The 23,989-nt window shown below is 61.1% G+C and carries 22 protein-coding genes; 8 read left to right on the top strand and 14 right to left on the bottom strand.

The window, feature by feature from the left end; translation table 11 throughout:
* Positions 1-91: 91 nt before the first annotated feature.
* Genes I6E56_RS09750 through I6E56_RS09730 form a run of 5 tightly spaced genes read right to left on the bottom strand, consistent with a single transcriptional unit; the run spans position 92 to position 5,214 of the window.
* Positions 92-811: an ABC transporter ATP-binding protein gene (locus I6E56_RS09750; protein WP_231606303.1), complete on the bottom strand. Its 720-nt coding sequence runs from the start codon at positions 809-811 to the stop codon at positions 92-94.
* Positions 808-1,581, bottom strand: a complete 774-nt coding sequence (locus I6E56_RS09745) for an ABC transporter ATP-binding protein (RefSeq protein WP_197137694.1) — start codon at positions 1,579-1,581, stop codon at positions 808-810. The genes I6E56_RS09750 and I6E56_RS09745 overlap by 4 nt, the downstream gene beginning before the upstream one ends.
* The gene (locus I6E56_RS09740) at positions 1,578-2,621 is read right to left on the bottom strand and encodes a branched-chain amino acid ABC transporter permease (RefSeq protein ID WP_197137693.1); all 1,044 of its coding nucleotides are present in this window, start codon (positions 2,619-2,621) and stop codon (positions 1,578-1,580) included. The genes I6E56_RS09745 and I6E56_RS09740 overlap by 4 nt, the downstream gene beginning before the upstream one ends.
* A complete protein-coding gene (locus I6E56_RS09735; protein WP_197137692.1) occupies positions 2,618-3,487 on the bottom strand; it encodes a branched-chain amino acid ABC transporter permease in 870 nt (289 codons plus the stop codon). The genes I6E56_RS09740 and I6E56_RS09735 overlap by 4 nt, the downstream gene beginning before the upstream one ends.
* Positions 3,484-5,214, bottom strand: a complete 1,731-nt coding sequence (locus tag I6E56_RS09730) for a carbon-nitrogen hydrolase family protein (protein ID WP_197137691.1) — start codon at positions 5,212-5,214, stop codon at positions 3,484-3,486. Before I6E56_RS09730 ends, I6E56_RS09735 begins: the two co-directional genes overlap by 4 nt.
* A 387-nt stretch (positions 5,215-5,601) precedes the next feature.
* Here I6E56_RS09730 and leuC point away from each other — a divergent pair, with 387 nt between their 5' ends.
* On the top strand, positions 5,602-7,023 hold the full coding sequence (gene leuC / locus I6E56_RS09725; protein ID WP_197137689.1) for a 3-isopropylmalate dehydratase large subunit: 1,422 nt from the start codon (positions 5,602-5,604) through the stop codon (positions 7,021-7,023).
* 16 nt (positions 7,024-7,039) lie between these two features.
* Here leuC and I6E56_RS09720 read toward each other — a convergent pair whose 3' ends face one another.
* Complete coding sequence (locus I6E56_RS09720) at positions 7,040-8,032, bottom strand: Gfo/Idh/MocA family protein (RefSeq protein WP_197137687.1); 993 nt, start codon at positions 8,030-8,032, stop codon at positions 7,040-7,042.
* A 115-nt stretch (positions 8,033-8,147) separates the two neighbouring features.
* Here I6E56_RS09720 and I6E56_RS09715 point away from each other — a divergent pair, with 115 nt between their 5' ends.
* The 3 genes from I6E56_RS09715 (at position 8,148) to I6E56_RS09705 (ending at position 11,315) form a co-directional block, all read left to right on the top strand.
* Positions 8,148-8,780 carry a GntR family transcriptional regulator gene (locus I6E56_RS09715; protein WP_197137686.1) on the top strand — a complete coding sequence of 211 codons (633 nt, stop codon included), beginning with the start codon at positions 8,148-8,150 and terminating at the stop codon, positions 8,778-8,780.
* Between the two features lie 9 nt (positions 8,781-8,789).
* A complete protein-coding gene (locus tag I6E56_RS09710) occupies positions 8,790-10,106 on the top strand; it encodes an alpha-hydroxy acid oxidase (RefSeq protein ID WP_197137685.1) in 1,317 nt (438 codons plus the stop codon).
* Positions 10,107-10,313: 207 nt separating this feature from the next.
* Positions 10,314-11,315 (top strand): LacI family DNA-binding transcriptional regulator, encoded by a 1,002-nt coding sequence (locus I6E56_RS09705; RefSeq protein WP_197137684.1) that lies wholly within the window; start codon positions 10,314-10,316, stop codon positions 11,313-11,315.
* Between the two features lie 10 nt (positions 11,316-11,325).
* Here I6E56_RS09705 and I6E56_RS09700 read toward each other — a convergent pair whose 3' ends face one another.
* From I6E56_RS09700 to I6E56_RS09685, 4 genes are all read right to left on the bottom strand, one after another.
* Entirely contained in the window at positions 11,326-12,165 is an 840-nt protein-coding gene (locus tag I6E56_RS09700) for a carbohydrate ABC transporter permease (RefSeq protein WP_197137683.1), read from the bottom strand.
* A gap of 2 nt (positions 12,166-12,167) precedes the next feature.
* A complete protein-coding gene (locus I6E56_RS15030; protein WP_197137682.1) occupies positions 12,168-13,115 on the bottom strand; it encodes a carbohydrate ABC transporter permease in 948 nt (315 codons plus the stop codon).
* Positions 13,112-14,416, bottom strand: a complete 1,305-nt coding sequence (locus I6E56_RS09690) for an ABC transporter substrate-binding protein (RefSeq protein ID WP_197137681.1) — start codon at positions 14,414-14,416, stop codon at positions 13,112-13,114. The genes I6E56_RS15030 and I6E56_RS09690 overlap by 4 nt, the downstream gene beginning before the upstream one ends.
* Positions 14,417-14,482: 66 nt before the next feature.
* The gene (locus I6E56_RS09685) at positions 14,483-15,499 is read right to left on the bottom strand and encodes a LacI family DNA-binding transcriptional regulator (RefSeq protein WP_197137679.1); all 1,017 of its coding nucleotides are present in this window, start codon (positions 15,497-15,499) and stop codon (positions 14,483-14,485) included.
* Positions 15,500-15,595: 96 nt separating this feature from the next.
* On the opposite strand from I6E56_RS09685, the gene I6E56_RS09680 reads away from it, so the two are divergent.
* The gene (locus tag I6E56_RS09680; protein ID WP_197137678.1) at positions 15,596-16,906 is read left to right on the top strand and encodes an alpha-L-fucosidase; all 1,311 of its coding nucleotides are present in this window, start codon (positions 15,596-15,598) and stop codon (positions 16,904-16,906) included.
* A gap of 29 nt (positions 16,907-16,935) precedes the next feature.
* On the opposite strand, the gene I6E56_RS09675 is transcribed toward I6E56_RS09680, so the two are convergent.
* On the bottom strand, positions 16,936-18,051 hold the full coding sequence (locus tag I6E56_RS09675; RefSeq protein WP_197137677.1) for an enolase C-terminal domain-like protein: 1,116 nt from the start codon (positions 18,049-18,051) through the stop codon (positions 16,936-16,938).
* A gap of 203 nt (positions 18,052-18,254) precedes the next feature.
* Between I6E56_RS09675 and I6E56_RS09670 the strand changes: the two genes are divergently transcribed.
* Entirely contained in the window at positions 18,255-19,481 is a 1,227-nt protein-coding gene (locus tag I6E56_RS09670) for an MFS transporter (RefSeq protein WP_307842819.1), read from the top strand.
* A gap of 12 nt (positions 19,482-19,493) precedes the next feature.
* Here the strand turns inward: I6E56_RS09670 and I6E56_RS09665 are convergent, their stop codons facing one another.
* The 3 genes from I6E56_RS09665 to I6E56_RS09655 form a co-directional block, all read right to left on the bottom strand.
* Positions 19,494-19,757 (bottom strand): hypothetical protein, encoded by a 264-nt coding sequence (locus tag I6E56_RS09665; RefSeq protein WP_197137676.1) that lies wholly within the window; start codon positions 19,755-19,757, stop codon positions 19,494-19,496.
* A 220-nt stretch (positions 19,758-19,977) separates the two neighbouring features.
* Entirely contained in the window at positions 19,978-20,814 is an 837-nt protein-coding gene (locus tag I6E56_RS09660; RefSeq protein ID WP_197137675.1) for a M56 family metallopeptidase, read from the bottom strand.
* A gap of 2 nt (positions 20,815-20,816) precedes the next feature.
* Positions 20,817-21,179 carry a BlaI/MecI/CopY family transcriptional regulator gene (locus I6E56_RS09655; RefSeq protein WP_197137674.1) on the bottom strand — a complete coding sequence of 121 codons (363 nt, stop codon included), beginning with the start codon at positions 21,177-21,179 and terminating at the stop codon, positions 20,817-20,819.
* 123 nt (positions 21,180-21,302) lie between these two features.
* Here I6E56_RS09655 and I6E56_RS09650 point away from each other — a divergent pair, with 123 nt between their 5' ends.
* Positions 21,303-22,892 carry a cytochrome ubiquinol oxidase subunit I gene (locus I6E56_RS09650; protein WP_197137673.1) on the top strand — a complete coding sequence of 530 codons (1,590 nt, stop codon included), beginning with the start codon at positions 21,303-21,305 and terminating at the stop codon, positions 22,890-22,892.
* Positions 22,893-22,910: 18 nt separating this feature from the next.
* Positions 22,911-23,975, top strand: a complete 1,065-nt coding sequence (gene cydB, locus I6E56_RS09645; RefSeq protein WP_197137672.1) for a cytochrome d ubiquinol oxidase subunit II — start codon at positions 22,911-22,913, stop codon at positions 23,973-23,975.
* Positions 23,976-23,989 lie beyond the last annotated feature (14 nt).

Genomic DNA, 23,989 nt, shown 5'->3' with positions numbered 1-23,989 from the left:
GGTTGATGCTGGTGAAGCAGTTAGTGCTGGTGAAGCAGTTAGTGCGGTGGTGCGGTCCGGAGGGATCATGCGGGCAGACGAATCGTCGCCGCTACGACCCCAAGTAGGCTTTTCGAACTTCTGGTTCGTCGCCGAGGGTGGCTGCTGGTCCTTCTGCCACGATTCGGCCTGTCTCCATGACGTAACCCCGATCGGATGACGCCAGTGCGAGTCGAGCGTTCTGTTCGATCAACAGAACAGAGAGCCCGTGATCGCGGCTGTAGCGGCTGATGAGCTGCACTACTTCGATCGCGAGCTTGGGCGAGAGTCCGAGCGATGGCTCGTCGAGAAGCAGGAGTCGGGGCTTGGAAATGATCGCCCGCCCCATCGCGAGCATTTGCTGTTCTCCGCCCGAGAGGGTCCACGCCAGGCTGTCGCGCCGTTCGCCCAAACGAGGGAAGATCTCGAGCACTTCAGCGATTGCCTTCTTGAGTGCTTCGCCGCGCAGTCCACTGGCGGCCGAGGCGACATCCAGATTCTCAAGAACGGTGAGTCCGGCAAAGACGCGACGCCCTTCTGGCACGAGTGCGAGGCCGTTGCGTGCCAACCAGTCGGTGCGCTTACCCACGATCGAAGCACCTTCAAAACGGATGCTTCCGGATGTCGGCTTCACGAGCCCGACGATGCCCTTCAGCGTCGTGGACTTCCCGGCACCGTTCGCTCCGATCAGGGTGACGACTTCTCCTTGAGCGATGTGAAGGGTGAGCCCGCGCACTGCCGCGGCAGCACCGTAGCTGAGAACGAGATCGTCAATTTCTAGGATGTTGCTCATGATGTCTCTTCACTCCCGAGGTAGGCACGGAGCACGTCGGGGTGCTCGCGCACTTCAGCCGGGGTGCCCTCGGCGATGATGTGTCCGTTATCGAGCACGGTGACTTGGTCAGCAACCGAGGCAACAAAGTCCATGTTGTGTTCCACCACGAGGATGGCGAGTTCGTTGTCGGCTCCGAGCGATGTCACGAGGTCTGCGAGCTGTCGCGTCTCACTTTCGTTCATACCGGCAGCGGGCTCATCGAGCAGGAGCAGCGCTGGCTTCAGGGCCAACGCGCGAGCAATTTCAACGAGTCGACGATGGCCGTACGGCAGTGTGCCAGCGGTTCGATCGGCCTCGGATGCTACGCCGACGCGTTCAAGCAAAACCATGGCTTCGCTTCGCATCCGCGCTTCTTGCTTGCGGTAGTTGGGCAAAAGAGTGATCGCCGAGAACAGCCCATAACCACGGGCGTGATGCATGGCGACCATGACGTTCTCGAGCACTGTCATGTCATCAAACAGTCGAAGGGTTTGGAAGGTGCGTGCGATCCCCCGACGCGCTGCCACCGCCGAGTTCTTACCGTGCACTGGCTTTCCGTCGACAACAATCGAGCCCTCATCCCAGAGGTCGACGGCAGAAACGCAGTTGATAAGAGTGGATTTTCCCGAACCATTCGGCCCGATGAGCGCCCGGGTTTGTCCGGTTTCGACCGTCAGGTCAACCCCGGCGAGCGCTGTGACGCCACCGAAGCGGCGTACGAGTCCTGTCACGTGCAGTGCTGCGGTCATCGGGTCACCTCCTCGTTGTTCGTAGTGTTTGTTCGGCGACGCACAAGTCGAGCGATTCCCGAGATCGCGTCGCGGATGACTCCCCAGATTCCCCCGGGTACGAACGCAACCATGACGAGCAGTACGAGGCCGTAGATCAGCAGGTAGTACTCCTGCACTCCGCGGAGCCATTCCGGAAGGAAGGTCAGCAAGACGGCACCGATGACGGCACCCCACGGGCTCTTCGCGCCACCAACAACGACCATGGCGAGCATAGAAACCGAGAGACCGAGGTCATAGGTGCCTGGGCTGATGTAGGTAATGAAGCCAGCGTTGAGGGCTCCGGCGAGGCCGGCAAATGCCGCACCGATGGCGAACGCGAGCACCTTGACGCGGCTGAGCGAGACTCCCATTGCCGCTGCGGCTACATCGCTGTCGCGCACCGCCTGCATGGATCGACCGAAGGATGACACCCGCACTCGTTGAACGACGAAGATGGCGACAACCATGACGATGCCGATGAAGACGGCCCAGTCGGAGACGGTCGTGAGTTCGAATTCTCCAATCAGGGGAGCCACGATGTTGCTCACGCCAAGTGCTCCACCCGAGAGCCAGCTCCAGTTCACCAGGATGAGGGCGACAACTTGACCGAAGCCCAACGTTGCGAGCGCGAGGTAGTGACCTTTGAGTCGCAGTGCCGGAATGCCGATCAGCAGTCCTGCTGCGAGACTCACGATCACAGCGAGAATGAGTGCCAACCCGAAGTCGATCGACAACTTCGTGACCAACAGGCCGGTGGTGTATCCGCCGATGGCATAGAAGGCGGCTTGGCCAAGCGACACCTGGCCGTTCAGACCGAAAGTCACATAGAGACCAACCGCAGCGATGACCATGATCTCGGCGTTGACGGTGACTTGCAGCCAGTAGTTATTGTCGATGCCGAGGCCCAGGGCGATAACAACGATGAGCAGTGCTGGCCAGACAAGCCACGACACGAGTGACTTCCACCGGGGTGCGTGCGCTGGGGTTGTGGAGAGCCCAGCCTGAGTAGTGACGCTCACAGCTTTTCACCGACTTTCGATCCGAAGATGCCTTGTGGTCTGATGAGCAAGAATCCGATCATCAGTGCGAACGCAATGAGGTCCTTGCTGTCGGAGCCAATGAAGGCCCCCGCAAAGTTTTCAACGATCCCCAGGCCGAACGCGGCGATCGCTGCCCCGGAGAGGTTTCCGAAACCTCCGATGACACAGGCGGCGAAAGCCTTGAGCGCAATGAGCATCCCGACATTGATCGCCACCGAGAAGATCGGCGCCACGAGAATGCCGGCCGCTCCGGCGAGCGCTGTGCTGATCACGAACGCGATGATGACAATTCGAGTGGTGCGGATTCCCATCAGTTGAGCGGTGTCAGCATCCACGGCGGTTGCTTGCATTTGGCGGCCGAGGCGCGTCTTCGATAGCAGCAGGTTGAGCCCGACGATCAGTACTAGCGAGATGGCGATGAGAAATAGCGAGACGCTCGAGATCCGCGCACCGAACAGGTCGATCGACACGTTGGGCACGAGCGAATCAAGGGTGCGCGGGTCGGGACCCCAAATGAGGTGCGCCGCTTGATGCAACACGATGCCGACCGCAACGGTGGAGATGATCATCGACGCGTGCGACTTGTTGCGAAGCGGGCGATACGTCACCTGCTCCATCCCCACACCGACAAGGGCAGAGGCACCGATGCCGAGGAGCGCAGCGGCCAAGAGAGGGATTCCGGAATAGGCAGCCAAGGAGGAAGCAACGAAGGCGCCGAGCATCACGAACTCTGCTTGCGCAAAGTTCAGCACGCCGGCGACCCGATAGGTCAGCAGAAAAGCGACGGCCAGCAGCGCGTAGATGCCGCCGATCGCTAGCCCGCTAACGAGGGATTGGATGATCATGGGTGTGCGATCTCCTCGGTGGTGTCCACGAGCACGTCGTAGAGGTGTGGCTGACGTGTTGCGAGGGGGTCGAGGTGGTAGCCCTGCATTTTGCTGTGGGAGTCGGTGAGGTCGAGGTCAATGAACATGTCCTCTTCGAAACCCGTACGTGATGTGTAGGCGGTCGGGTAGCGCATGAGAGCGACAGGCTGACCGAAGATGAAGCGGTCAGCAACCACAATCTGGCTTCCGTAACCGGCAGCGTTGTCGGTGCGCGCGGTAGAGATGAGGTGTACCCGGTTCTCTTCGGTGCGTTCTGTCGCTGCTTGCGTTGCAGCTTCGAGGCGATCCCAGCTGGTCGGATGCGCAATGATCTCGGCACCACGGAGCGACAGGATGCGAGTGATCTCGGGCAACCAGACTTCATTGCCGATCATGAGACCGATACGGCCGACCGGGGTGTCAGCGACCACGAAGGTGTCGCCAGGTGTTGCCCACGCTCGCTCGGTCTCGCTCAGGTGCACCTTTCTATAGGTGGAGAAAATGTGACCATCGTCGCCGATGAGATACGCAGTGGAGTAGTAGCGGTCGCCCTCTTGCTCGACAAGGTTCGCGACGATCCACACCGAGTGTTGGGCTGCTGCCGTGCACAGAGCGTCGAGCATTTCTTCTGCTAACGCAGCGGCCGCTCCGGGATCGGCTTCGATGGATCCTTTCGAATGGATGAACAGCTCAGGAAAGACACCGAGACGCGCGCCCTTGATGGCGGCGTAACCGACTTGAGTCACGGCACGGCTCAGGGTCCACTCGGTCGAGTGATACCACGAGGTCTGCAGCGTTGCGCTGCGGATGATGCGCGGCTCAGCGTCATCCGCCACCGGACCATACATCGCGGCTCCAGCGTGACTGTCGATGTCCGCGCGAAGCTCGCCATAGAGTTCAGGGCGACGGAATGCAGTCAAATCGCCGATGTCCCTCAAGCGTTTCGGATGACTCGTGGATGGGGTGATGTCGGCCCACACCATCCGCTCCTCGGTCTCGCCGGCATTGGCCAAGATGTCGCCGAGCGGAGAAACGACCTGCGATCCTCCGGTCCACGGAAAACCATTGGCAGGGCCGCCAACGGTATTCGCGGCAACATGCCAGACGTGGTTCTCAATGGCGCGGAGCGGCTCGTGCACTCGCATCTCGTCTGGGCCGCGAGAGTTGAGGGAATTCAGCAGCATGTCTGCGCCTTTGAGGGCGAGGATGCGCGGCACTTCGGGAACGATTCCATCAGCGCAGAGCAGCAGTCCGACGCGGCCGAACTGAGTGTCGACTACTTCGACTTGTTTCGTGCCGGGGGTGAAGAGGGTGTACTCGTAGTCCCAGAACACGGTCTTGTGGTGCACGTGAAGAATCTTGCCCATGGTGTCGATGAGAACGGATGCGATGTTCACGTCGGGCGATTGCTCGCCCCGGAGGTCAACGCCCACGGCGATCATGACTCCGAGCTCTCGTGCTGCAGCTTGGATGCCGGTGACAAATGCTCCGTCGAGTGACTCGCACTTGTCGTAGCACTCTGCACGGTCTTTGTAGTCGCGCACCCGGTTGGAATTCTCGGGCACCACGAGCACCTGAACTCCGGCAGCGGCTGCCTCGCGCATGTAGCCCTTGACGATCTCGAGGTTTTCCTCGACGTCAGGCCCAGAGAAGAACTGCGCAGCCGCAACGCGAACGGACGGCACAGACTGTGGAAGTGAAGACATTCGAACCATTTTCATATTGTGGGAATGCAATTTGTTCTATGTAAGATTATCGAAACCCTAGGCAGGTTCACCAGAGCGTGTCAAGCTAGTAGAGCAGAGTCGCGCCGGGTTCGAAACAAAGTGGAAATGAACCCCCTGACTCCCCTTTTCATGCGGAAAAGTGACCCGATAGCCCCCAATCGTCGGCCACCCCGCAGCGCACCAGCCCCCGACATTGGCCGGGTTGCGAACCTCCGAGCGCGTCGCATCTGGCATTTCTTAACACTCCCGAAACACGACCGCGGGCACTTGTTGATCACGCCTCAGCAAAGTCGCGAAAACACGGGATAGAGACGAGTGAAACAACGTTTTCACATTATGCAAATTTGTTTTCAGAAGAGGAATTCAATGCACGCGACAACTCTCGCGGAGAAAGTGTGGCAACGCCACGTTGTTACCGCTGGCACCACGGCAGCGCCCGACCTTCTCTATGTTGACCTCCACCTTGTGCACGAGGTGTCGAGCGCTCAAGCCTTCGATGGGCTTCGACTTGCCGGCCTGCCCGTTCGCCGCCCCGACTTGACCATCGCAACCGAAGATCACAACACCCCGACAACCGCCATCGATCGTCCCATCGCCGACCTCACTAGTCGTCTGCAAATAGAGACCCTCCGCCGCAACTGCGCCGACTTCGGCATCCGCCTTCATTCGCTGGGGGACCGCGAACAAGGCATCGTGCATGTGGTCGGCCCGCAATTGGGACTCACCATGCCCGGACTCGTTATCGCCTGCGGCGACTCGCACACGTCAACACACGGAGCCTTCGGTGCCCTCGGGTTCGGTATTGGAACCAGCGAGGTCGAGCACATCCTCGCTACGCAAACGCTGAGCCTCCCCCGCTTTGCGACGATGGCCATCACGATCAACGGAGAGCTCTCGGCGGGCGTCACGGCAAAAGACATCATCCTGAGCGTCATCGCCCGCATCGGCACAACGGGTGCTCAAGGATTCATCGTGGAATACCGTGGCTCGACCATCGAAGCGCTGTCGATGGATGCCCGAATGACAATCTGCAATATGTCCGCTGAGGCGGGGGCGAGGGCCGGCATCATCGCTCCCGATACGACCACGTTCGACTATCTCCGTGGCCGCCCGCATGCTCCCTCGGGCGAGGAGTGGGCGGCGGCGGTCGCTGATTGGCAGACTCTTCGCAGTGACCCCGGCGCCCGCTTTGACCGCGAAGTCCGTATCGATGCGAGCGAGATAGCCCCATTCGTGACGTGGGGAACAGATCCTGGCCAAGGCGTTCCACTTGCGGGCACCGTTCCGCATCCGCAAGACTTCGCGTCGCCCGATGCTCAGCACTCGGCCCGTCGCGCGCTCGAATACATGGAGCTCGAACCCGGCACAGCGATGCGCGACATCCCTATTGATGTGGTCTTCCTCGGGTCGTGCACGAACTCACGCCTAGAGGACTTGCGCTCGGCAGCGGCGGTGCTCCACGGGCGCACCCTGGCACCGGGCATTCGGATGATTGTGGTGCCGGGATCCGCTCGCGTGCGCATCGAAGCGGAGGCTGAGGGGCTCGCTGAAGTCTTCCGCGATTTCGGAGCGGAATGGAGGTTTGCCGGTTGCTCGATGTGTCTCGGCATGAATCCCGACCAACTTCTGAACGGCGAACGCTGCGCCTCGACGTCGAACCGCAACTTCGAGGGGCGTCAGGGAGCTCACGCCAAAACGCACCTGGTGTCACCGGTTGTCGCTGCCGCAACCGCGGTCGTGGGACGACTGGCGCAGCCGAGCGACCTGCCGCAGCTCTCGCCGCGTTAGCTCGCGTTAGCGCGCGCTAGCTTTCGTCGAGCATCGGGTAGGTCAACCCGATCTGACGGCGAACCTCGTCGAGCGTGCGCATGATCTCCACACTCTCACTCGGCGACAGGATGTCGTTGGCGATCTCGCCTGCGGTGACGAGGCGCTCGAGTTCTGCGGCTTGGAACTGCATGCCGCGGCCGGTGACGCTGCCGTCGAACTCTTCGACAATCGTGCCGTCCCCGTCGAAACGCGTGTAGGTCGTGGGCGCGTACCAGGTCTCGTCGATCTCGATGCGGCCTTCGCTGCCAACGATCACGGCCCGGGTGGGGCCTCGCAGGTCGAGGGTGGTCTGGATAACGGCTTGGGCTTCGTCGCCGTAACTGAAGATCATGGAGGTCTGGCGGTCGACGTTGGTCACGGTTTTGGTTGCAACCGCGACGATGCTCGTGGGTGCGCCGAGGATGTCGTAGGTGAACGACACGGGGTAGATACCGAGGTCGAGCAGCGCTCCACCGCCGAGCAGCGGGTTGTTGAGGCGGTGTAGCGGATCCATCGAGATGTTCTGGTTGTGGTCGGCCATCACACTGCGGATAGTGCCGAGAGCACCGCTCTTGACGAGTTCACGGATGCGCACCATGTGCGGCAGGTAGCGCGTCCACATTGCTTCGAGCACAACAAGGTTCAGTTCGGCTGCCCGGGAGACGACGTTCTCGGCCTGGGCAGCGTTCATCGTGAACGCCTTCTCCACGAGCACATGCTTGCCGGCGTTGAGGGCCAGCAGGGCGTGCTCTTCGTGGAACGGGTGAGGAGTTGCGACGTAGATGGCGTCAACGTTGGGGTCGGCAACGAGGTCTTCATAGCTGCCGTGAGCGGTCGGGATGCCGTATTCGGCAGCGAACTTGTCGGCCGATTCTTGAGTGCGGGATCCCACCGCGGCGATCTTAAAACCGTGCTCGAGGAGGTCGCTGGTCTGCAGGGTTGCAATCCACCCGGTGCCCAAGATTCCCCATGCCAACTGATCGCTCATTCCAACTCCTTTGTCGTTCGAAAAACTGTTTTCCCACTCTACAAGGCGCTATTTCACTTTGTTAGACAGTCTGCTAGATTGTCTAACAATCCAACGACGGCGGAAGGCGTGCTCCATGATCGACAATGCCGCAGTGCTTCCCGAAACTGTCGCGCAGAAACTTCGCGCCGACATCATTGCGCAACGCGATGCCCCCGGCGCCGCCATCACCGAGTCGGCCGTCGCCCTCCGGTTCGGCGTTGCCCGCCCCACCGCGCGGATCGCTATCGATCGCCTTGTTGCCGACGGCATCCTGCGACGCGAAGCCCACCGGGCCGCGCGTGTTCCCGAGCTCAGCTACGACGACGTGCTTGACCTGTTCGACACGCGCTCCATCGTGGAAACTGCCGCGATGGGCGCCCTCGCCGAAGCCGGTGCGATTCCGGCAGAAGCGTTGGCCGCCCACCGGGCGCTCACCGCTACCGACGATTTCGCGCACCACGACATCCAATTCCACCGCGCGCTCGTCGCCGGTCAGCCCAGCACGCGCCTCACTCGCCTGCACGAACTGCTCATGGGCGAAGTCGAGTTGTGCATTGGACAAGTTCAATCCGCCCACCTCATCACCGCTCACGAGGTAGCCGAGCAACACCAGGGCATCCTCGATGCGATCACTGCCGGGGATGCCGTCACAGCGGAGCGCCTCACCCGCGACCACATTCTGGGGGCGCGCGATCGCCTCCTCACCCACCTCGACACCTCCAACTAAAGGAACCCCATGGTTAAGCGTCAGTTCCCGAACCCCATCGAGCTTGCCAAGCTCATGAAGTTCAAGGCACCAGAACTCAACGGCAAGAAGCGCCGCCTCGATAGCGCCCTCACGATTTACGATCTCAAAGCCATCGCCAAGCGCCGCACCCCCAAGGCCGCCTACGACTACACAGATGGCTCGGCCGAAGGCGAAATCTCGCTCAGCCGTGCGCGCCAAGCTTTCGAAGACATCGAGTTTCACCCGTCGATCCTTCGTGACGCCTCGAACGTCTCGACCACGACCCAGGTTCTCGGCGGCACCTCCGCGATGCCCTTCGGTATTGCGCCAACGGGATTCACCCGCCTCATGCAAACCGAGGGCGAGATTGCCGGCGCGGGCGCAGCAGCGGCAGCGGGCATTCCGTTCACTCTCTCGACGCTCGGCACGACATCCATTGAAGATGTGAAGGCCGCGAACCCGAACGGTCGCAACTGGTTCCAGCTGTACGTGATGCGCGAGCGCGAGATCTCGTATGGCCTCGTCGAGCGCGCTGCCGCCGCCGGCTACGACACCCTCATGTTCACGGTCGACACCCCCATCGCCGGTGCCCGTCTTCGCGACACTCGCAACGGATTCTCGATCCCGCCGCAGCTGACGCTCGGCACGATCGCTAATGCGATCCCCCGCCCGTGGTGGTGGTTCGACTTCCTCACAACTCCCCCGCTGGAGTTTGCCTCGCTCTCCTCTACCGGCGGCCGCACCGTCGGTGAACTGCTCAACTCGGCGATGGATCCGTCGATCAACTACGAAGACCTCAAGGTTATCCGCGCCATGTGGCCAGGCAAGATTGTCATCAAGGGAGTGCAAAACCTTGAGGACTCGAAGCGCCTTGCTGACCTTGGTGTTGACGGCATCCTGCTCTCGAACCACGGTGGCCGCCAGCTCGACCGCGCGCCCATCCCGTTCCACCTGCTGCCCGAAGTCGCCCGCGAGGTCGGCAACGACGTCGAGGTGATGGTCGACACCGGCATCATGAACGGTGCGGATGTCGTGGCTTCGATGGCGCTCGGCGCCAAGTTCACGCTCATCGGCCGCGCCTACCTCTATGGCCTCATGGCCGGAGGCCGCGAGGGCGTCGACCGCACGATCGAGATTCTTTCCAGCCAGATCGTACGCACCATGAAGCTGCTCGAAGTCACGAGCATCGAAGAGCTCGAGCCCAAGCACGTCACCCAGCTGCAGCGTCTGGCTCCCCGCGCCGTAGCTCCCAGTGCGGCCGCCGCGGTTCCGGCTAAGCGCGCAGCACCGAAGAAGCCCGCGGCCAAGAAGCCTGCTGCCAAATAAATAGGCCACTCGCGCCGCAGGTTGTGGTGGGTTGCCGCGCGAGTTCTCTGTCCCCGCCGGGACTGGCTTCTGACGTTCGTCAGCTAGCACCCGGCGGGGCATAGAGGAATCAAACCCCGTCCACCGCGCCCTTCGCCCTCGCCCAGTTCCCCCGTCGTGGTGTTTCTCGCATCTCGTGGGAGACTTTTGTATTGGCGAAAGGTTTCGATGACCACGATCCGCGACGTAGCGAGACACGCTTCGGTAGCTCCGATGACGGTCTCTCGCGTCATCAACCAGCCCGAAACCGTTGCGCCCGAGACGCGACGGCGGGTCGAGCTCTCAATCGAAGCGCTCCACTATGTTCCCAACCTCCTCGGGCAAGGCCTGCGTTTCAAACGCACGATGGTGATCGCTCTTGTCGTGAGCGACATTTCGAATCCGTTCGCTATCAAGCAGATTCTCGGCGCAAGTAACGCCGCGCGCGACCAAGGGTTCAACGTCATTTTCGCGCACACGAGCGCGTCGCCGACTGAAGAATTAGCGCAGCTTCGCAGCTTGGTCGAGCGCCGCGTGGATGGCGTTGTGCTTTCTCCCGTGCTCAATACTCCTGACACCACAGACTTCCTGCAGAAGCAGGGCTTGCCGGTCACGATCATGGATTACCCGATGCCCGAGAACGATGTTGATACCGTGCGCTGCGACAGCATTAGCGCCGCTCGGGGCCTCACCGAACACCTCCTCGCTCTGGGGCACTCACGCATCGCAATGATCTCGGGGCCGGAATCAATCGTCACCGCTCGCGAACGCGCCGACGGCTACGCCAAAGCAATGCGAGCGAGCAAGCTCGAACCACTCGTGGTTTTCAGCGACTACAGCCCCGAGGGCGGCTATCGGGTGGCTCACGAACTGCTGTCAGCATCCACTCGGCCCACAGGTCTCGTGACCGCCAACAACTTCATCGCCCTTGGAGCAGGTCGGGCAGCGATCGACCTGGGGCTCACCATTCCCGACGATCTCTCTATTGCGACCTTCGACAGCTTGAGCCCCGACAGCGTGCTCGACCCCTTCTTTACTGGTGTTGTTCAGCCCGTCGAAGCCATCGCATCGCGCGCAACCACCATGCTTATTGAACGAATTCGCGGAGAGTACACCGGAGCTGGGAGGGATGTCGTGCTCCCGTCGACCTTGGAGATTCACTCCTCCACTGCCTCCGCACCACCCCTCTAGCGCGCCGCGGCTACTCTTTGACGCCGCCGGCAGAGATGCCGTTGGTCACATACTTGAACGCGAAGATGATGATCAGAACTGCGGGCACACCCAGCAAGACAAGCGCCGCATAGTATTGCGCGGACTCGACCGGCGTCGGAGCGAAAGCGCTTCGAATGGTTTGCACCGCCTGGGCCGCTGTCGCCATCTGGGAATCTCTGAGCACGATCGACGGAAAGAGAAAGTCCTGCAGCGACCACATCACGCTCAACGCGGCCAAGTTGGCCAACGTGCCCCGAGAAAGCGGAAGCGCGACATGGCGGAAGATCGTGATGTGAGTCGCCTTGTCCATCACGGCTGCTTCGACCAGTTCGCGCGGGATGTCATCCATGCGGTTGCGCAGCAACAAGACTGCGAACGGAAGCGTCAGCACCGCTTCCGGAAGTGCAACTCCGAGGTGCGTATTGAACAACCCGAGCGTGCCCGTCAAGAAGTACACCGGCACGAGAAGCGCGGTAGCGGGCACAGCGAGAAAGAGAAGAACGCCGTAGTACATCACTTCACGACCACGGAAGTCGATGAACGAGAATGCATAGGCCGCCAACGCCCCGACGCTACAGACCAACGTCGCGTGCATCACCGCCACGATCGCACTGTTAAGGAAGGTAAGGGGAATGGATACCCCGTTGTAGCTGCGGGTTAAGACCACGAGGTAGTTCTCGAAACCACCGACCGCGATAGACGTTTGAACGGCGTTGATCAATGGCGCTGCGAAGGCGAGCGCGAAAATCACGATGAATGCGTAGGTCGCAATTCGCTCGCCACGTCGCAAGTGGAGGGGAAGACTCTGCTCAAGGGATCGTGTTGCCATGGTTAGAGCGCCTTCCGTCGAACAATGATCTGAACTACCGAGAAAGCAAGGGCAACAAGGAGCACGAGAATGGATGCTGCGGCTGCGTAACCGATGCGATCGAGACCGAGAGTCGCCTTGTAGATGTAGGTTCCCGTGATGTCGGTTCGCCCGCCCGGCTGACCGGCGGTCGAGAAGTAGATGATGTCGAAGGCGCGAAAGCTTCCGAGAACCACCGAAAGAATGACGGTGATGTGGGTGGTCCGCAGCAGCGGAAACAGCATGATGCGATAGATCTGCCAGACGCTGGCACCGTCGAGGGTTGCTGATTCCATGACCGATGCCTGCACCTGGGCAACATCAGTCGAGTAATACATGATCGGCAAACCGATGGCGTACGTGATGATCACGCCAACGGCGACGTACGCCGCGGTCGGATCTCCGAGCCAGTCTTGCGCCGCGAAGCCAAGCCCGATTGCTCTCAAGAACTCGTTGATCGCGCCGTCGCGGGTTTCCAGCATCCGCCCAAAGACGGTGGCAAAGAGCGACATCGGAATGAGCGACGGCAGCAAGAAGATCGTGTAAAAGGCGCGGCGCATCCGGATGCCGGAGGCCAGCATCATCGCCAAGATGAAGCCGAGCGAAAGCGAGACGGCAACGCTGAACGCCGCGAACGCGATCGTGTTCATCAGCGCGCCCTGGAAGGCGGGATCGCCCGCAACGAGAACGAAGTTTTGAAAGCCGACGTCGACGGCGTTGCGGAAGGTCAGCCCGACGCGCTGCGTGCTGACGACGCCAAGAATCCCGAAGCTAAAGAGAAAGTACACCGAGTAGAGGATGCCCAACGGTGCGAGAAATCCGACGGCGTACCAGCCGCCCTTCAGCGCAACACGCGAAACCCCGCCCCGCGGAGGGAGCGCTTTGCTCCCTCCGCGAGGCTTGGTGAGCTTCGATGTTGTTACTCGTGTCACTGGTCCGAACCGTGCGGGTAGCGACCGGAGGTCCATTCTGATTGCATCGTGGCCGCTGCCTCTTCTGCCGTGGTGGTTCCTCGCAGCACGTCGAGGATGGCGTTGCCTTCAACCGTGTTGAGGAAGTCCTGCTGGCTGTCGCGGTTGGAGGTGGGAGCCGAGATGGCCGCGGTTGCTGCAGCGAAGCCTGCCACCGCAGCATCACTCTCCAGCACCGAATCCGATAGCTCGTAGCCGGTAAGGCTCGGAACGAGAATCAGGTCTTTGGCCCAGACATCTGCGCCAGCGCTGCTCACCATGAACTCAATAAACCGCGCTGCTTCTTCCTTGTGCTCTGACTCTGTCGGAATTGCGAGCCCGCCTTCGGCGAGTGCACGGATAGCGGGCTGACCACCGTCGACCAGTGGCACTGTCGTTGCTCCGACATCCGCTACCGCTATGTCGTTTTCTTCACGGTATGACGCCGAGAGCAACGAGTTGTTCCACGATCCGTCGATGTAGAAAGCCGCGAGTCCTTGACCGAAGAGCTCGTTGGGTCGAGTTCCGGTGAGGCTCAGTACGTCGGTGCCGACGATGCCGTCATCGAACAATGACTTGTAGGCCTTGAGTCCGTCGACGATCCCGGCCTGATCCCACGAACCATCGCCACCGATGATGTCATCGGAGAGGCCGGGGGAAGTCTGCTCCGCAATGGCGAAGAGCATCTCTTCTTGCCAATACACATCGCCGAGGAAAACGACTGGCGTGACCTCGGGCATCGCTTCAGAAATCGCGTCGACCGCGACTTTCCATTCTGTTGCGGTTTCCGGAACTTCGAGATCTAGGGAGTCCAGGATGTCTGCGTTGTAGTACATCACCGGGCTACCGATAGATCCCATGGGAACGGAATACAGCACTCCGTCTGAAGCGATGTCCTTGGTCTGATCAACCATGGTCGAGTTGATCGTCGGCAAGAAATCTGCGGCCCAGTCCTCGGCAGGGTCGAGGTAGTCCTTTACCGAGTTGGTCATTGCCGAGATCTGCACACCAGCGACGTCGACGGCTTGCCCACCGCTCAATGCCAGCGGCAACTGCTTTTGATAGTCGGCTCCCTCAAAGGTCTTGAGGGTGACTGTGATGTCAGGATTCTCGGCCTCGAAGGCAGCGATCGCCGCATCGAGGGTGCTTTGTGGCGGGAACCACGTCCAGTAGGTGATTTCGGTAGTACCGTCGTTCGACTCCGGCGCCTGGGAGCACCCGGCTACTAGTGCCGCGACTGCGACAAACGCCCCAACTGCCAATCCAATTCTTTTCAATTGCATGTGACTATCCTTCACTTCCTTGTGATGCGGGTCGCCTCCCGATTGGGAGGTCAGTGGGTCCTGGCGCTAATACCTACTAGCTTCGGACACCGGTGGTGGTGCTGTCGATCCATGAATTTCAAAAGATGTCGGCAACACAATCTCCCGACCGACGCCGGAGTATCGCTGCGCGACCCGGTCGAGGAGAAGTTCGGTGGTGAGAGCGGCCATTCTGCTCACGGGTTGAACGACCCCGGTGAAGAAGGGGTCGAGTACGAGATCGGAGCCGGAGTTATCGAAGGTCGTAATCGAGATGTCGCCAGGAATCGACAGCCCCAATTTCTTAGCCGCGTGGGCCGCGCCCATTGCGATGAAGTTGTTCGCAGTAACAAAAGCCGTTGGGCGAATTCCTTGGGCAAGGATTTCAGCCGCCATGTCATTACCGCTGCGCGGAGTGAATGCGCCGTAACGCGTTATGGCACGCAGCCCCGCCGCAGACATCGCCTCTTCGTAGCCTTCCGCGCGCTCGGCGGCCGTGACGATCTCCGCTGGCCCGCTCAGCATCACAATCCGTGTGTGCCCGAGGCCGATCAAGTGTTCGGTAGCGCCGCGCGCGGAAATCACACTGTCACAGCGCACAATATCGACATCGTTTTTCGGCATGGGATAACCGATGACGGCGACGGGACGTTGCGCCTTCTGTACGAAGTCGACCGACTCTGGCCCGTTGTGCACCGGGGAGAGGATGATACCGTCAACGCGGCGTTCGATCATCGACCTGATCTGCCGGAGCTCTTCTTGAGAGTCTGATTCAGTGTGCGCGAACACCACACTGAACCCTTTGTCGCGAGCAGCGTCGCTGACTCCGGTGATCTCATCGATCGCGAAATGGTTGGTGATGTCGCTGACGACGAGTCCGATAGCGCCCGTCGTATTGTTGCGGAGCGCTTGGCCGACCATGTTCGGGATGTACGACAACTCGCGGATAGCTGCCTCGACGCGATCCCGGGTGGGGAGCGAGACGGAGTCAGGATTGTTGAGCACCCGAGAGACAGTCATGGGAGCGACTTGAGCACGATGAGCAACATCGCGGATCGTGGCCATCACTCTCCCTTGAGTCGGTCGCACTTGCACGCGAACTGGTTGTTACGCGTATCATTGGCCATCATGTTACGCGTAACATTTTTAGAGCGCAACACATTGGACAAAGGAGTCGCCATCACAACTGCAATTGCACCGACCGACTGGTTTGCCGACGCCGGTTTTGGCGTTTTCGTCCACTTTGGTCACGCCTCGCGCCGAGGTTGGGAACTGTCGTGGCAAATGACCGGCGGTGTCGAAGGACAACTTCCGCCCATGAAACCCGTGGCCTGTGCGGAGTATTTCGCGAATGCCAGCGAATTCAACCCCAGCGAATTTGACGCGGATGTCTGGGCAGAAGCGATCGCGAATTCAGGCGCCCGCTACGCAGTGTTTACGACAAAACACCATGACGGCTTTGCGATGTTCGACACCGAATACAACGACTACTCGATCGTGAAGACCTCCCCGTTCGGCCGAGACATCACTGCAGAATTGGTGAGCGCGCTGCGTGCGCGCGACATCAAGATCGGCCTGTATTTCTCACTGCCCGACTGGCACCATCCCGAGTACCCACGAATGACGGACGAAACCGCTACCAAACCGTTCAAGATTGGCGGCTACGTTCGCACTTCGCCCGAACAGTGGGCGCGGTATCGCAGCTTCTTCATCGACCAGCTCACCGAACTTCTCACCAAGTACGGCACGATCGACGTCATGTGGCTCGACGGAATTTTCGACCACACGGCCGAAGAGTGGGACTTCGGCCAAATACGGGAACACATTCGCACGCTTCAGCCGAACTGTCTCGTCAACGATCGCTGCGTTGGCTTCGGTGACTTTGCCACTCCAGAACAACAGCTGCCCGAAGTGTCACCCCTCGTGCCCTGGGAAGTCTGCATGACAATGAACGAATCGTGGGGATGGGTGCCCGACGATACGCAGTGGAAGACAACACCCCAGCTGCTCACGTCACTTTCGCGAATTATTGCGACCGGCGGAAATCTGCTGCTCAACGTCGGCCCCCAAGGCGATGGCACCTTCCCGCTTGAGGCCACGGAGCGGCTCGAGGCCATCGGAGAATGGATCGCCCGCAACCGCGAAGCCGTTCATGGCATCACGCGGCCTGCCGACAACATCCGCGGCACGCTTCCGGTCGGGTACAAAAAGGTCGACGGCGGCGAACGGCTGTACATCTACTGCATTATGCGCCCGTGGGACACGCTCTCGCTCGCAGGGGTTCCCGTGAACAGAGTCGACAACGTGCGCGTCGTTGGCACGGATGAGCCGTTGCCGTTTATGACAGCAGCAAGCCTCCCTGAAGTGCACCGAGGCGCCACCGACCCGCTCGGCGAGGTTCAGATCACTCTGCCGGCAGACGTCGGCGATAGCTTTATGCCCGTCATCGCGGTCGATATCCGCGATGCCTGAGGTGAGCGCCTAGCGGGCACCTCAGTTCGCTACGCGGGCAACCCTGCAGGAGTTTCTGTGCGCGCCCATTGTTCTTCCCACCCGATGCCCACAGCTGAGCTCGCACGCACGAGTCCGTCTGCGCCAACAACGTCTTCTCGCGTCACGACGCTACTCGTCACCAACGACTCGTAATAGGTCGTGTTGGGGATCGCCATGCAGAGGTGTGCACTGACCAGTCCCCCGGTGTGCACCTCGGCACGGAGCAGGAACGAGTCGGCGAGGTGCGCAATGCGCATCGCCCCAGTGACACCTCCCTTGAGCCCGGCGCTTGTGCGCACGGCGCTGGCACAGCCGGAGGCGATGAAGTCAGCGACATTCATATGAGCGCCGGCGCTCGTCTCGGCGACCAACAGCGGCACATCAACGCGGTCTGCCAGAGCCTTGTGCGCAGCGATGCTGTACTCCCGCATCGGCTCTTCGTACCAGAGGTAGCCACTATCCGTCAGCGCCCGGCCAACGTAGATTGCATCTGCGAGGTCGAACCCCGCTGAACCGTCGTACATGAGGTCCATCTCGTCGCCCATGCGCTCGCGCAGTGCGGCGATGAGTTGTGCATCCTGACGCGCGTCGCCCCAGGCATGGAGTTTGATGGCCGGGTAGCCAAGTTCGCGACACTGGTCGGCCACATCCATGTATTCGGGGATGTCTCGAAAAGTGACCGTGGAGGCGTAGGCGGGGATTGCATCCCGATATCCACCAAGGAATTTGTGCAGCGGAAGCCCGGCGAGCTTCGCTCCGATATCCCAGAGTGCGACATCGACGAGACCGAACAAGTGCAGCGGGATCTGTTCGACACGGTCCATCTCCCACACCCGTTGCCACAGCAACTCACGCGAAAAAGCGTCGTGCCCGATCAGCTCCGCTCGAAGTCGGCGCTCAACGATGTCTTTGAACACCACACCGCGGGGAGTAAAGGCATACCCCCGGATTCCTGACTCGACCGTGATGACTAGCCACGCACCGACGGTGTCGCCGTCTGAACCGGGCAACCCTTTTCTCCACACGTAAGCCGGGGTGATGGGCGGTGAATCTACCAAGACGACATCGACGGAGACGATGCGAGAGGGCATGTTTGACGATGTCACTGTGGGAGCGCTGTTCACGGCGATAGCCTTTCGTTTGGCTTGGAACTTCTTGAATCACGCATCCATCGCCATCTCTGCATTGAGCTCGGTCGCACAGCTATCTGGTGGAATCTATACGCGAAAGTTGCGTCAACAGTATCGAGGCGGCGCTGCATTGTCAGCAGACAACGCGATGTTGCTGCTGAGAGTCTCGTCGCGCGCGGGGCATAGGGTTGAACACCGTGACTCAACCTTCTCTCGCAACTCCGCCGCCTGTGTGGCGCGCACCCGGGATGCCCGCGTTGCTGGTGTTGACGGCGGCAGGATTCGGCGGGTTCGTTGTTCTCATTCCTGTCGCTCCGTTGTGGGCGATCCAGGGCGGAGCAACGGAAGCCGGCTCGGGCTGGGTCAACGGAATCCTCCTGCTCGTTACCGTCATGACGCAACCCTTTGTGCCTCGCCTTCTGGCGCGATTGGGAACGGGCCGAGTGCTGGCCGCAGGGCTCGCGCTGCTCGGAGCTCCGACACTGCTGCTGCTTCTCTCTGATCAGCTGGCGTGGATTCTCGCGATTTCAGCAGTGCGCGGGGTCGGCTTCGGCATCCTCACTGTCACAGGTTCGACCGTGGTGGCGAACCTCGTCGATCGCACCCAGCATGGTGCCGCGGTCGGAATCTACGGCGCCTCAATCGCGATTCCCCAAATTCTGCTCGTGCCAGCCGCGACACTTCTTGCCGACACTGTTGGCTTCTGGGCGGTGTTCGCCTTGGGTGCTCTCCCCCTGCTCGGCATCAGCTCGGCGCCCCGGCTGGCCCGCATTTTGCGCGCGCAAGCAGCCGAGCGCGAACTCCTGCCGGCGACCGGCGCGACGCCAATCACTCCCCCACCCGGTGGCAAATCTGCCCGGCGGATGCTCGCCAGCACCCTTCTGCGCCCCATGATTCTGCTGAGCGGCGTCACCCTCGCCGGGGGCGCCCTGATCACCTTTGCGCCACAAATGAGCTCCTCGGCAGCGGCAACCGCAGGCTCTCTCGCGCTGCTCACCCTGAGCGCCGCTGTGACCCGGTGGGCCATTGGCGGGCTCTCCGACCGATTCGGCGCCAACCGCTTCCTGTGGCCACTCGTCATCATCGCGGTCGCCGGCCTGCTCGCGATTGCCGCAGCCGTGCAGAACCCCGCGGCCACCGGCATCCTGTTATTCCTCGTCGGCATGACCCTCGTCGGTATTGCCTACGGTGGCCTGCAAAACCTGACTCTCGTGATCTCGCTCGCGGCCGTCCCACGCAAGCAATACGGCACAGCCAGTGCCGTCTGGAACATTGGCTTCGACCTCGGCACGGCTCTCGGTTCCGTGCTCATCGGAACCCTCGCCACGGCGTTCGCTTTCTCGCCAGCCATTCTGGCGGCCGCAGCAATCACGCTGCTGACCCTGCCTCTCGCGTTTCTCCGCGGCCCGAAAGTCGCTGAGTAGCGCAGCCAGGATCTACGCGGCGCCTGGCCGACGCGCGATAAAGGTTGAGCGAGTGTGCGAACGACGGGGAGGCGTCTCGGCACGAAGCAGTGCGAGGCTCGCGATCACTGCCGTGAGCGCTGACACGCCCAGAGTGAGTGTGGGCAGTGGCGGGAGACCCGAGACAAGAACGAGCTCAGGACCGACTCCAACCACAATCAGCCACACGGCTGCTGCGGCTGCGAGGGTGAGGCTCGCGAGAAGAACGATGGCCCACCCGAGTACTTTCTTGTTCATTTCTGCCCCCTGCTTTCAGCTCTGCCTGGTCAAGTGCGACTGTGTAGCGTGAGAGAAAGCCTGAGACTTTCTCTTAACTTGAACGCTAGACCCCTATTGGGGGCCAAACTAGTCGTCATTAAGGCGGACTCGTTCGCCTTAAATAAGCACAGTGGCGGTGTCTGAAAACCGATCACAGACCGCTCAGGACCGCATCGCACGTCGCAGCCCGCGTCGGGCTCTAGGCCAACCGAAGCAGCCGAGCCCGGAGTTCCTTGGGCGTTGATTCGGGCATTGCTGAGGAGAGTTCGCTGCGTTGGGGTAGCGCGCCGCCTTCGGAGACGATGGTGATGGCGCGGGCGAGGCTGCCGCGGCCGACGTGCGCGAGGGCGTTGTCGTCGGCGTGCATTTCGAGCAGGAGGGCGACTTCGCGGGAGGCGTTACGGGCGGTGGGCAGCCACGGCAGGGAGACTTTCCAGGCGGTGAAGAAGATCAGCACGATGTCGTGGCGCAGGCGCACGTGGGCTCGTTCGTGTTCGATTACGGCTTGGAGTTCTTCTTCGTCGAGTAGTTGCAGCAGTCCGGCGCTGAGCACGGTGATGGAGGTGAGGGCTCCGGGGAGGCAGTAGGCGACGGGCGCGGGGGTGTTGATGACCCGAGTTCCGGGGCGGTCGGTCATCGGTTCGCTCAGCAGGGTGATGAGTTGGGAGTGGCGCGCACGCTCACGCTCCGCGTAGACGACGGTGACGAGGAGATTGAGCAGCAGGTGCGCGGTGAGGAAGAGAGCTCCCGAAAGGGCGAGTAACGACCACACCGAGGAACCTTCGGGGAGTTCATTGTGGGTGACGAAGCGCCACATGCCGGTTGCGGCATCCGGAAGATCGGTGGCGAAGGTTGCGGCCCCGAGCAGCACGAGGGAGCCGATCATGCTGAAGCCGCCCACAAGGGCGACGAGTTGCCAGACGAGTAGCCCGAGAGTCGGACGACGGTAGGCCCAGGTGGCACCCGTGAGCAGTGCGGGCAGTGGCCACGCCAGCAGCACTGCGACGAAGCCGAGTGTGATCGCGGCGGCAACCACGGTTATCGTCCGTCGAGAATGCGGCGGAGGGTCTCGGCTTCTTCGTTCGTGACCTGCCCGACGAAGCGTTCGAGCACTGCGGTGCGGTCGCTGGCGCCACCGAGCACTTCGTGCATGAGGTCTGCCATGTGTTCGGCGCGCACCGATGCGGCGCGGTAACGGTGCGGGCGCACATCGCGTTCGCGCACCACGAAATTTTTCTTCTCGAGCCGAGAGAGCACGGTGAGAATGGTGGTGGCGGCGAGCTCGCGCCCGGATGATGCAGGGGATGCCAGAGCAGCCTGCAGGTCGTAGGCCGAGAGGCTTTCAGTGCTCGCCCACAGCAGGTCCATCACGCTGCGTTCGAGTTCACCAAGCGAGTTCATGAGCCAATTCTACCCTAAGTAGAAATAACTTCTACGAGGGTGTAGAAATGACTTACAGCACTTACCCAGCCAAAACATTGGCTGTTGTTAAGAGAGCAGTCGTCACAATTAGAGAGGCCAGGAGTGGACCCCCTAGAGATCGCCAGATGGCAATTCGGAATCACTACCGTTTACCACTTCATCATGGTCCCGCTCACGTTAGGTCTCGGCCCTATCGTTGCGCTCATGCAAACCCAGTGGGTGCGCACCGGCGACGAAAAGTGGCTGCGCATGACCAAGTTCTGGGGCAAGTTGTACCTCATCAACTTCATCATGGGTGTGGCCACCGGTCTCGTTCAAGAGTTCCAGTTCGGCATGGCGTGGAGCGAATACTCCCGCTACGTCGGTGACGTCTTCGGCGCACCGCTTGCCATGGAAGGCTTGCTGGCCTTCTTCTTCGAGTCCGTCTTCCTCGGCCTGTGGATCTTCGGCTGGAGCCGTCTCCCCAAGAAAATCCACCTCGCAACCCTCTGGATCGCTGTCGCGGGCTCGATCGTCTCCGCCTTCTTCATCATTGTTGCCAACTCATGGATGCAGCACCCGGTGGGTGTCGAACTCATCGATGGTCGGCCCGTCATGACTGACATCTGGGCCGTGCTCACCAACAACACCGCCCTCTCCGCCTTCTCCCACACGGTCACCGGTGCTATTGCCGTTGGCGCTGGCTTCGTCGTCGGCATCTCCTGGTACCAGCTCTGGCAGCGCCGTCGCGATGGAATCGACTCTGTGGATGCCACAGGTCGTGTCGTCGTCGGCGAGAACCTCAGCATCCCGGGCCGCGATCGCAAGGATCACGCCGTCTGGATCAAGAGCATCCGCATCGGTGCCGTTATCGCGATCCTCGGATTTGGTGCTCTCTCGATCACGGGTGACCTTCAGGCCAAGCTCATGTTTGAACAGCAGCCGCTGAAGATGGCCGCCGCTGAGGCCGCGTGCCACGACGGCACGAGCTTCTCGGTGCTCTCGATTGGGCCGCTCGGAGGCCAAGACTGTGAAGATGTCGTGGGCATTATTGAAATTCCCGGCCTGCTCTCGTTTCTCGCTCATGGTGACTTCGATACCGAAATTCAGGGCGTGAACACCCTCATCCCGCAGTACCAAGAGCTGTACGGCACCAACCTCCCCGATGACCCGCTGTATGGCGAGCGTGCCGGCCAGGAGATCGATTACCTGCCGCTCATGGAGGTCACCTACTGGGGCTTCCGCCTCATGATCGGCTTCGGAATGCTCGCAGCCGCGTTTGCTGCACTCACCCTGTGGATCGTTCGCAAGGGCACCGTGCCGCAGTCGAAGTTCCTCATGGGAACAGCGTTGCTCAGCATCGCAGCCCCATTCGGTGCCAACATCGCCGGCTGGGTCTTCACCGAGATGGGCCGCCAACCTTTCGTGGTCGTGCCCAACCCGACGCCCGGTGGCATTGACGGTGTCTACATGTTCACTGCGGCAGCCGTCTCCCCCGGCGTGAGTGGCGAAGAGATCATCTTCTCGCTCGTCTCCCTCGCTCTGGTCTACGCCTTCCTGATGGTCTTCGAAGTGAGATTGCTCGTCAAGTACGTGCGCGGTGGTGTTGCCTCGGCAATGCCTGAGCTCGGGCATCCGGATGGCGATAGCAATGACCCTGACGATCCCAATAAACCAGACAATCGCGACGACGTTCTCGCGTTCGCCTACTAAGCAGAAGGGCTACTACTCATGGAACTTCTTCCGACAATCTGGTTTATCGCGATCGCGGCTTTGTGGATCGGCTACCTCCTTCTTGAAGGCTTCGACCTCGGTGTCGGGATGCTGCTGCTGTTCAGCACCCGCAAAGACCGCGAACGTCGCCTCATGCTCAATGCCATCGGCCCGGTCTGGGACGGCAACGAGGTCTGGCTGATCACGGCCGGAGCCGCCACCTTCGCCGCATTCCCGTTTTGGTATGCATCACTGTTCTCGGCGCTCTACATCCCGCTGACGATCGTGCTCGTGAGCCTCATCTTCCGCGCCGTCGCAATTGAGTACCGCGGCAAGGGCTCCACTGACAAGTGGCGCATGTGGTGGGACCGTGCTCTCGGCCTCGGCTCGCTGGGTTCCGCCTTCGGCATCGGTGCGGCGCTCGCGCTCACCACGACCGGCCTTCCCATCGACGCTAACGGTGACCGCGTTGGCGGCGCCTTCGCGTGGTTCACTCCGTATGCCGTCCTCGGTGGCCTCGCGGTTGTTGGCTTCTCTCTTGTTCACGCCTCCGTCTTCCTCGGCCTCAAAACCGATGGCGATGTGCGCGTTCGCGCCCGCAACTTCGTGGTGCGCTGGAGCCCCGTAGCACTGCTGCCCATCGTGGCGTGGGTGCTGATCATTCAGTTCCAGAACGGCACCGTCATCACGTGGGGTCTCGTCGTCATCGCCGTAGTTGCGGTCGTCTTCGGCTGGATCAGCGCGCGAGCCGGGCGTGAAGGTTGGGCGTTTGTGGGAATCGCAGCATTCTTGGTGGCGGGTGCGTCATCCATCTTCGCCGCCGTCTACCCGGTCGTATTGCCCTCGACCCTTGACCCCGCGTTCAACCTGACGATCTCTAACGCGGCGAGCGGCGAATATACGCTCGGCGTTATGAGTGTGGTGACCGCGTTCGGCCTGCCTCTGGTCTTCATCTACCAGGGCTGGACTTACTGGGTCTTCCGCAACCGCCTGAGCGATCACCACCTCCCTGAGGCGCACATCGTGAAGCCCGCGGTTGCCCCCTCCTCTTCAGCTAGTCCCCCCGCTTCTTCAGCGAGCTAGGGCACGATGGAGGG

It is taken from the genome of Salinibacterium sp. NK8237 (genome assembly GCF_015864955.1).
Classification (GTDB): Bacteria; Actinomycetota; Actinomycetes; order Actinomycetales; family Microbacteriaceae; genus Rhodoglobus.
This window is presented reverse-complemented; position numbering and strand designations above follow the sequence as displayed.

Excerpts from the sequence above, each read along its gene's own strand:
- I6E56_RS09720 (WP_197137687.1), bottom strand. The coding sequence starts at position 8,032 with ATGAGCGATCAGTTGGCATGGGGAATCTTGGGCACCGGGTGGATTGCA.
- I6E56_RS09665 (WP_197137676.1), bottom strand. The coding sequence starts at position 19,757 with ATGAACAAGAAAGTACTCGGGTGGGCCATCGTTCTTCTCGCGAGCCTC.
- I6E56_RS09735 (WP_197137692.1), bottom strand. The coding sequence starts at position 3,487 with ATGATCATCCAATCCCTCGTTAGCGGGCTAGCGATCGGCGGCATCTAC.
- I6E56_RS09685 (WP_197137679.1), bottom strand. The coding sequence starts at position 15,499 with ATGGCCACGATCCGCGATGTTGCTCATCGTGCTCAAGTCGCTCCCATG.
- I6E56_RS09700 (WP_197137683.1), bottom strand. The coding sequence starts at position 12,165 with ATGGCAACACGATCCCTTGAGCAGAGTCTTCCCCTCCACTTGCGACGT.
- leuC (WP_197137689.1), top strand. The coding sequence starts at position 5,602 with ATGCACGCGACAACTCTCGCGGAGAAAGTGTGGCAACGCCACGTTGTT.
- I6E56_RS09730 (WP_197137691.1), bottom strand. The coding sequence starts at position 5,214 with ATGTCTTCACTTCCACAGTCTGTGCCGTCCGTTCGCGTTGCGGCTGCG.
- I6E56_RS09710 (WP_197137685.1), top strand. The coding sequence starts at position 8,790 with ATGGTTAAGCGTCAGTTCCCGAACCCCATCGAGCTTGCCAAGCTCATG.
- cydB (WP_197137672.1), top strand. The coding sequence starts at position 22,911 with ATGGAACTTCTTCCGACAATCTGGTTTATCGCGATCGCGGCTTTGTGG.
- I6E56_RS09690 (WP_197137681.1), bottom strand. The coding sequence starts at position 14,416 with ATGCAATTGAAAAGAATTGGATTGGCAGTTGGGGCGTTTGTCGCAGTC.
- I6E56_RS09745 (WP_197137694.1), bottom strand. The coding sequence starts at position 1,581 with ATGACCGCAGCACTGCACGTGACAGGACTCGTACGCCGCTTCGGTGGC.
- I6E56_RS09705 (WP_197137684.1), top strand. The coding sequence starts at position 10,314 with ATGACCACGATCCGCGACGTAGCGAGACACGCTTCGGTAGCTCCGATG.
- I6E56_RS09715 (WP_197137686.1), top strand. The coding sequence starts at position 8,148 with ATGATCGACAATGCCGCAGTGCTTCCCGAAACTGTCGCGCAGAAACTT.
- I6E56_RS09750 (WP_231606303.1), bottom strand. The coding sequence starts at position 811 with ATGAGCAACATCCTAGAAATTGACGATCTCGTTCTCAGCTACGGTGCT.
- I6E56_RS09655 (WP_197137674.1), bottom strand. The coding sequence starts at position 21,179 with ATGAACTCGCTTGGTGAACTCGAACGCAGCGTGATGGACCTGCTGTGG.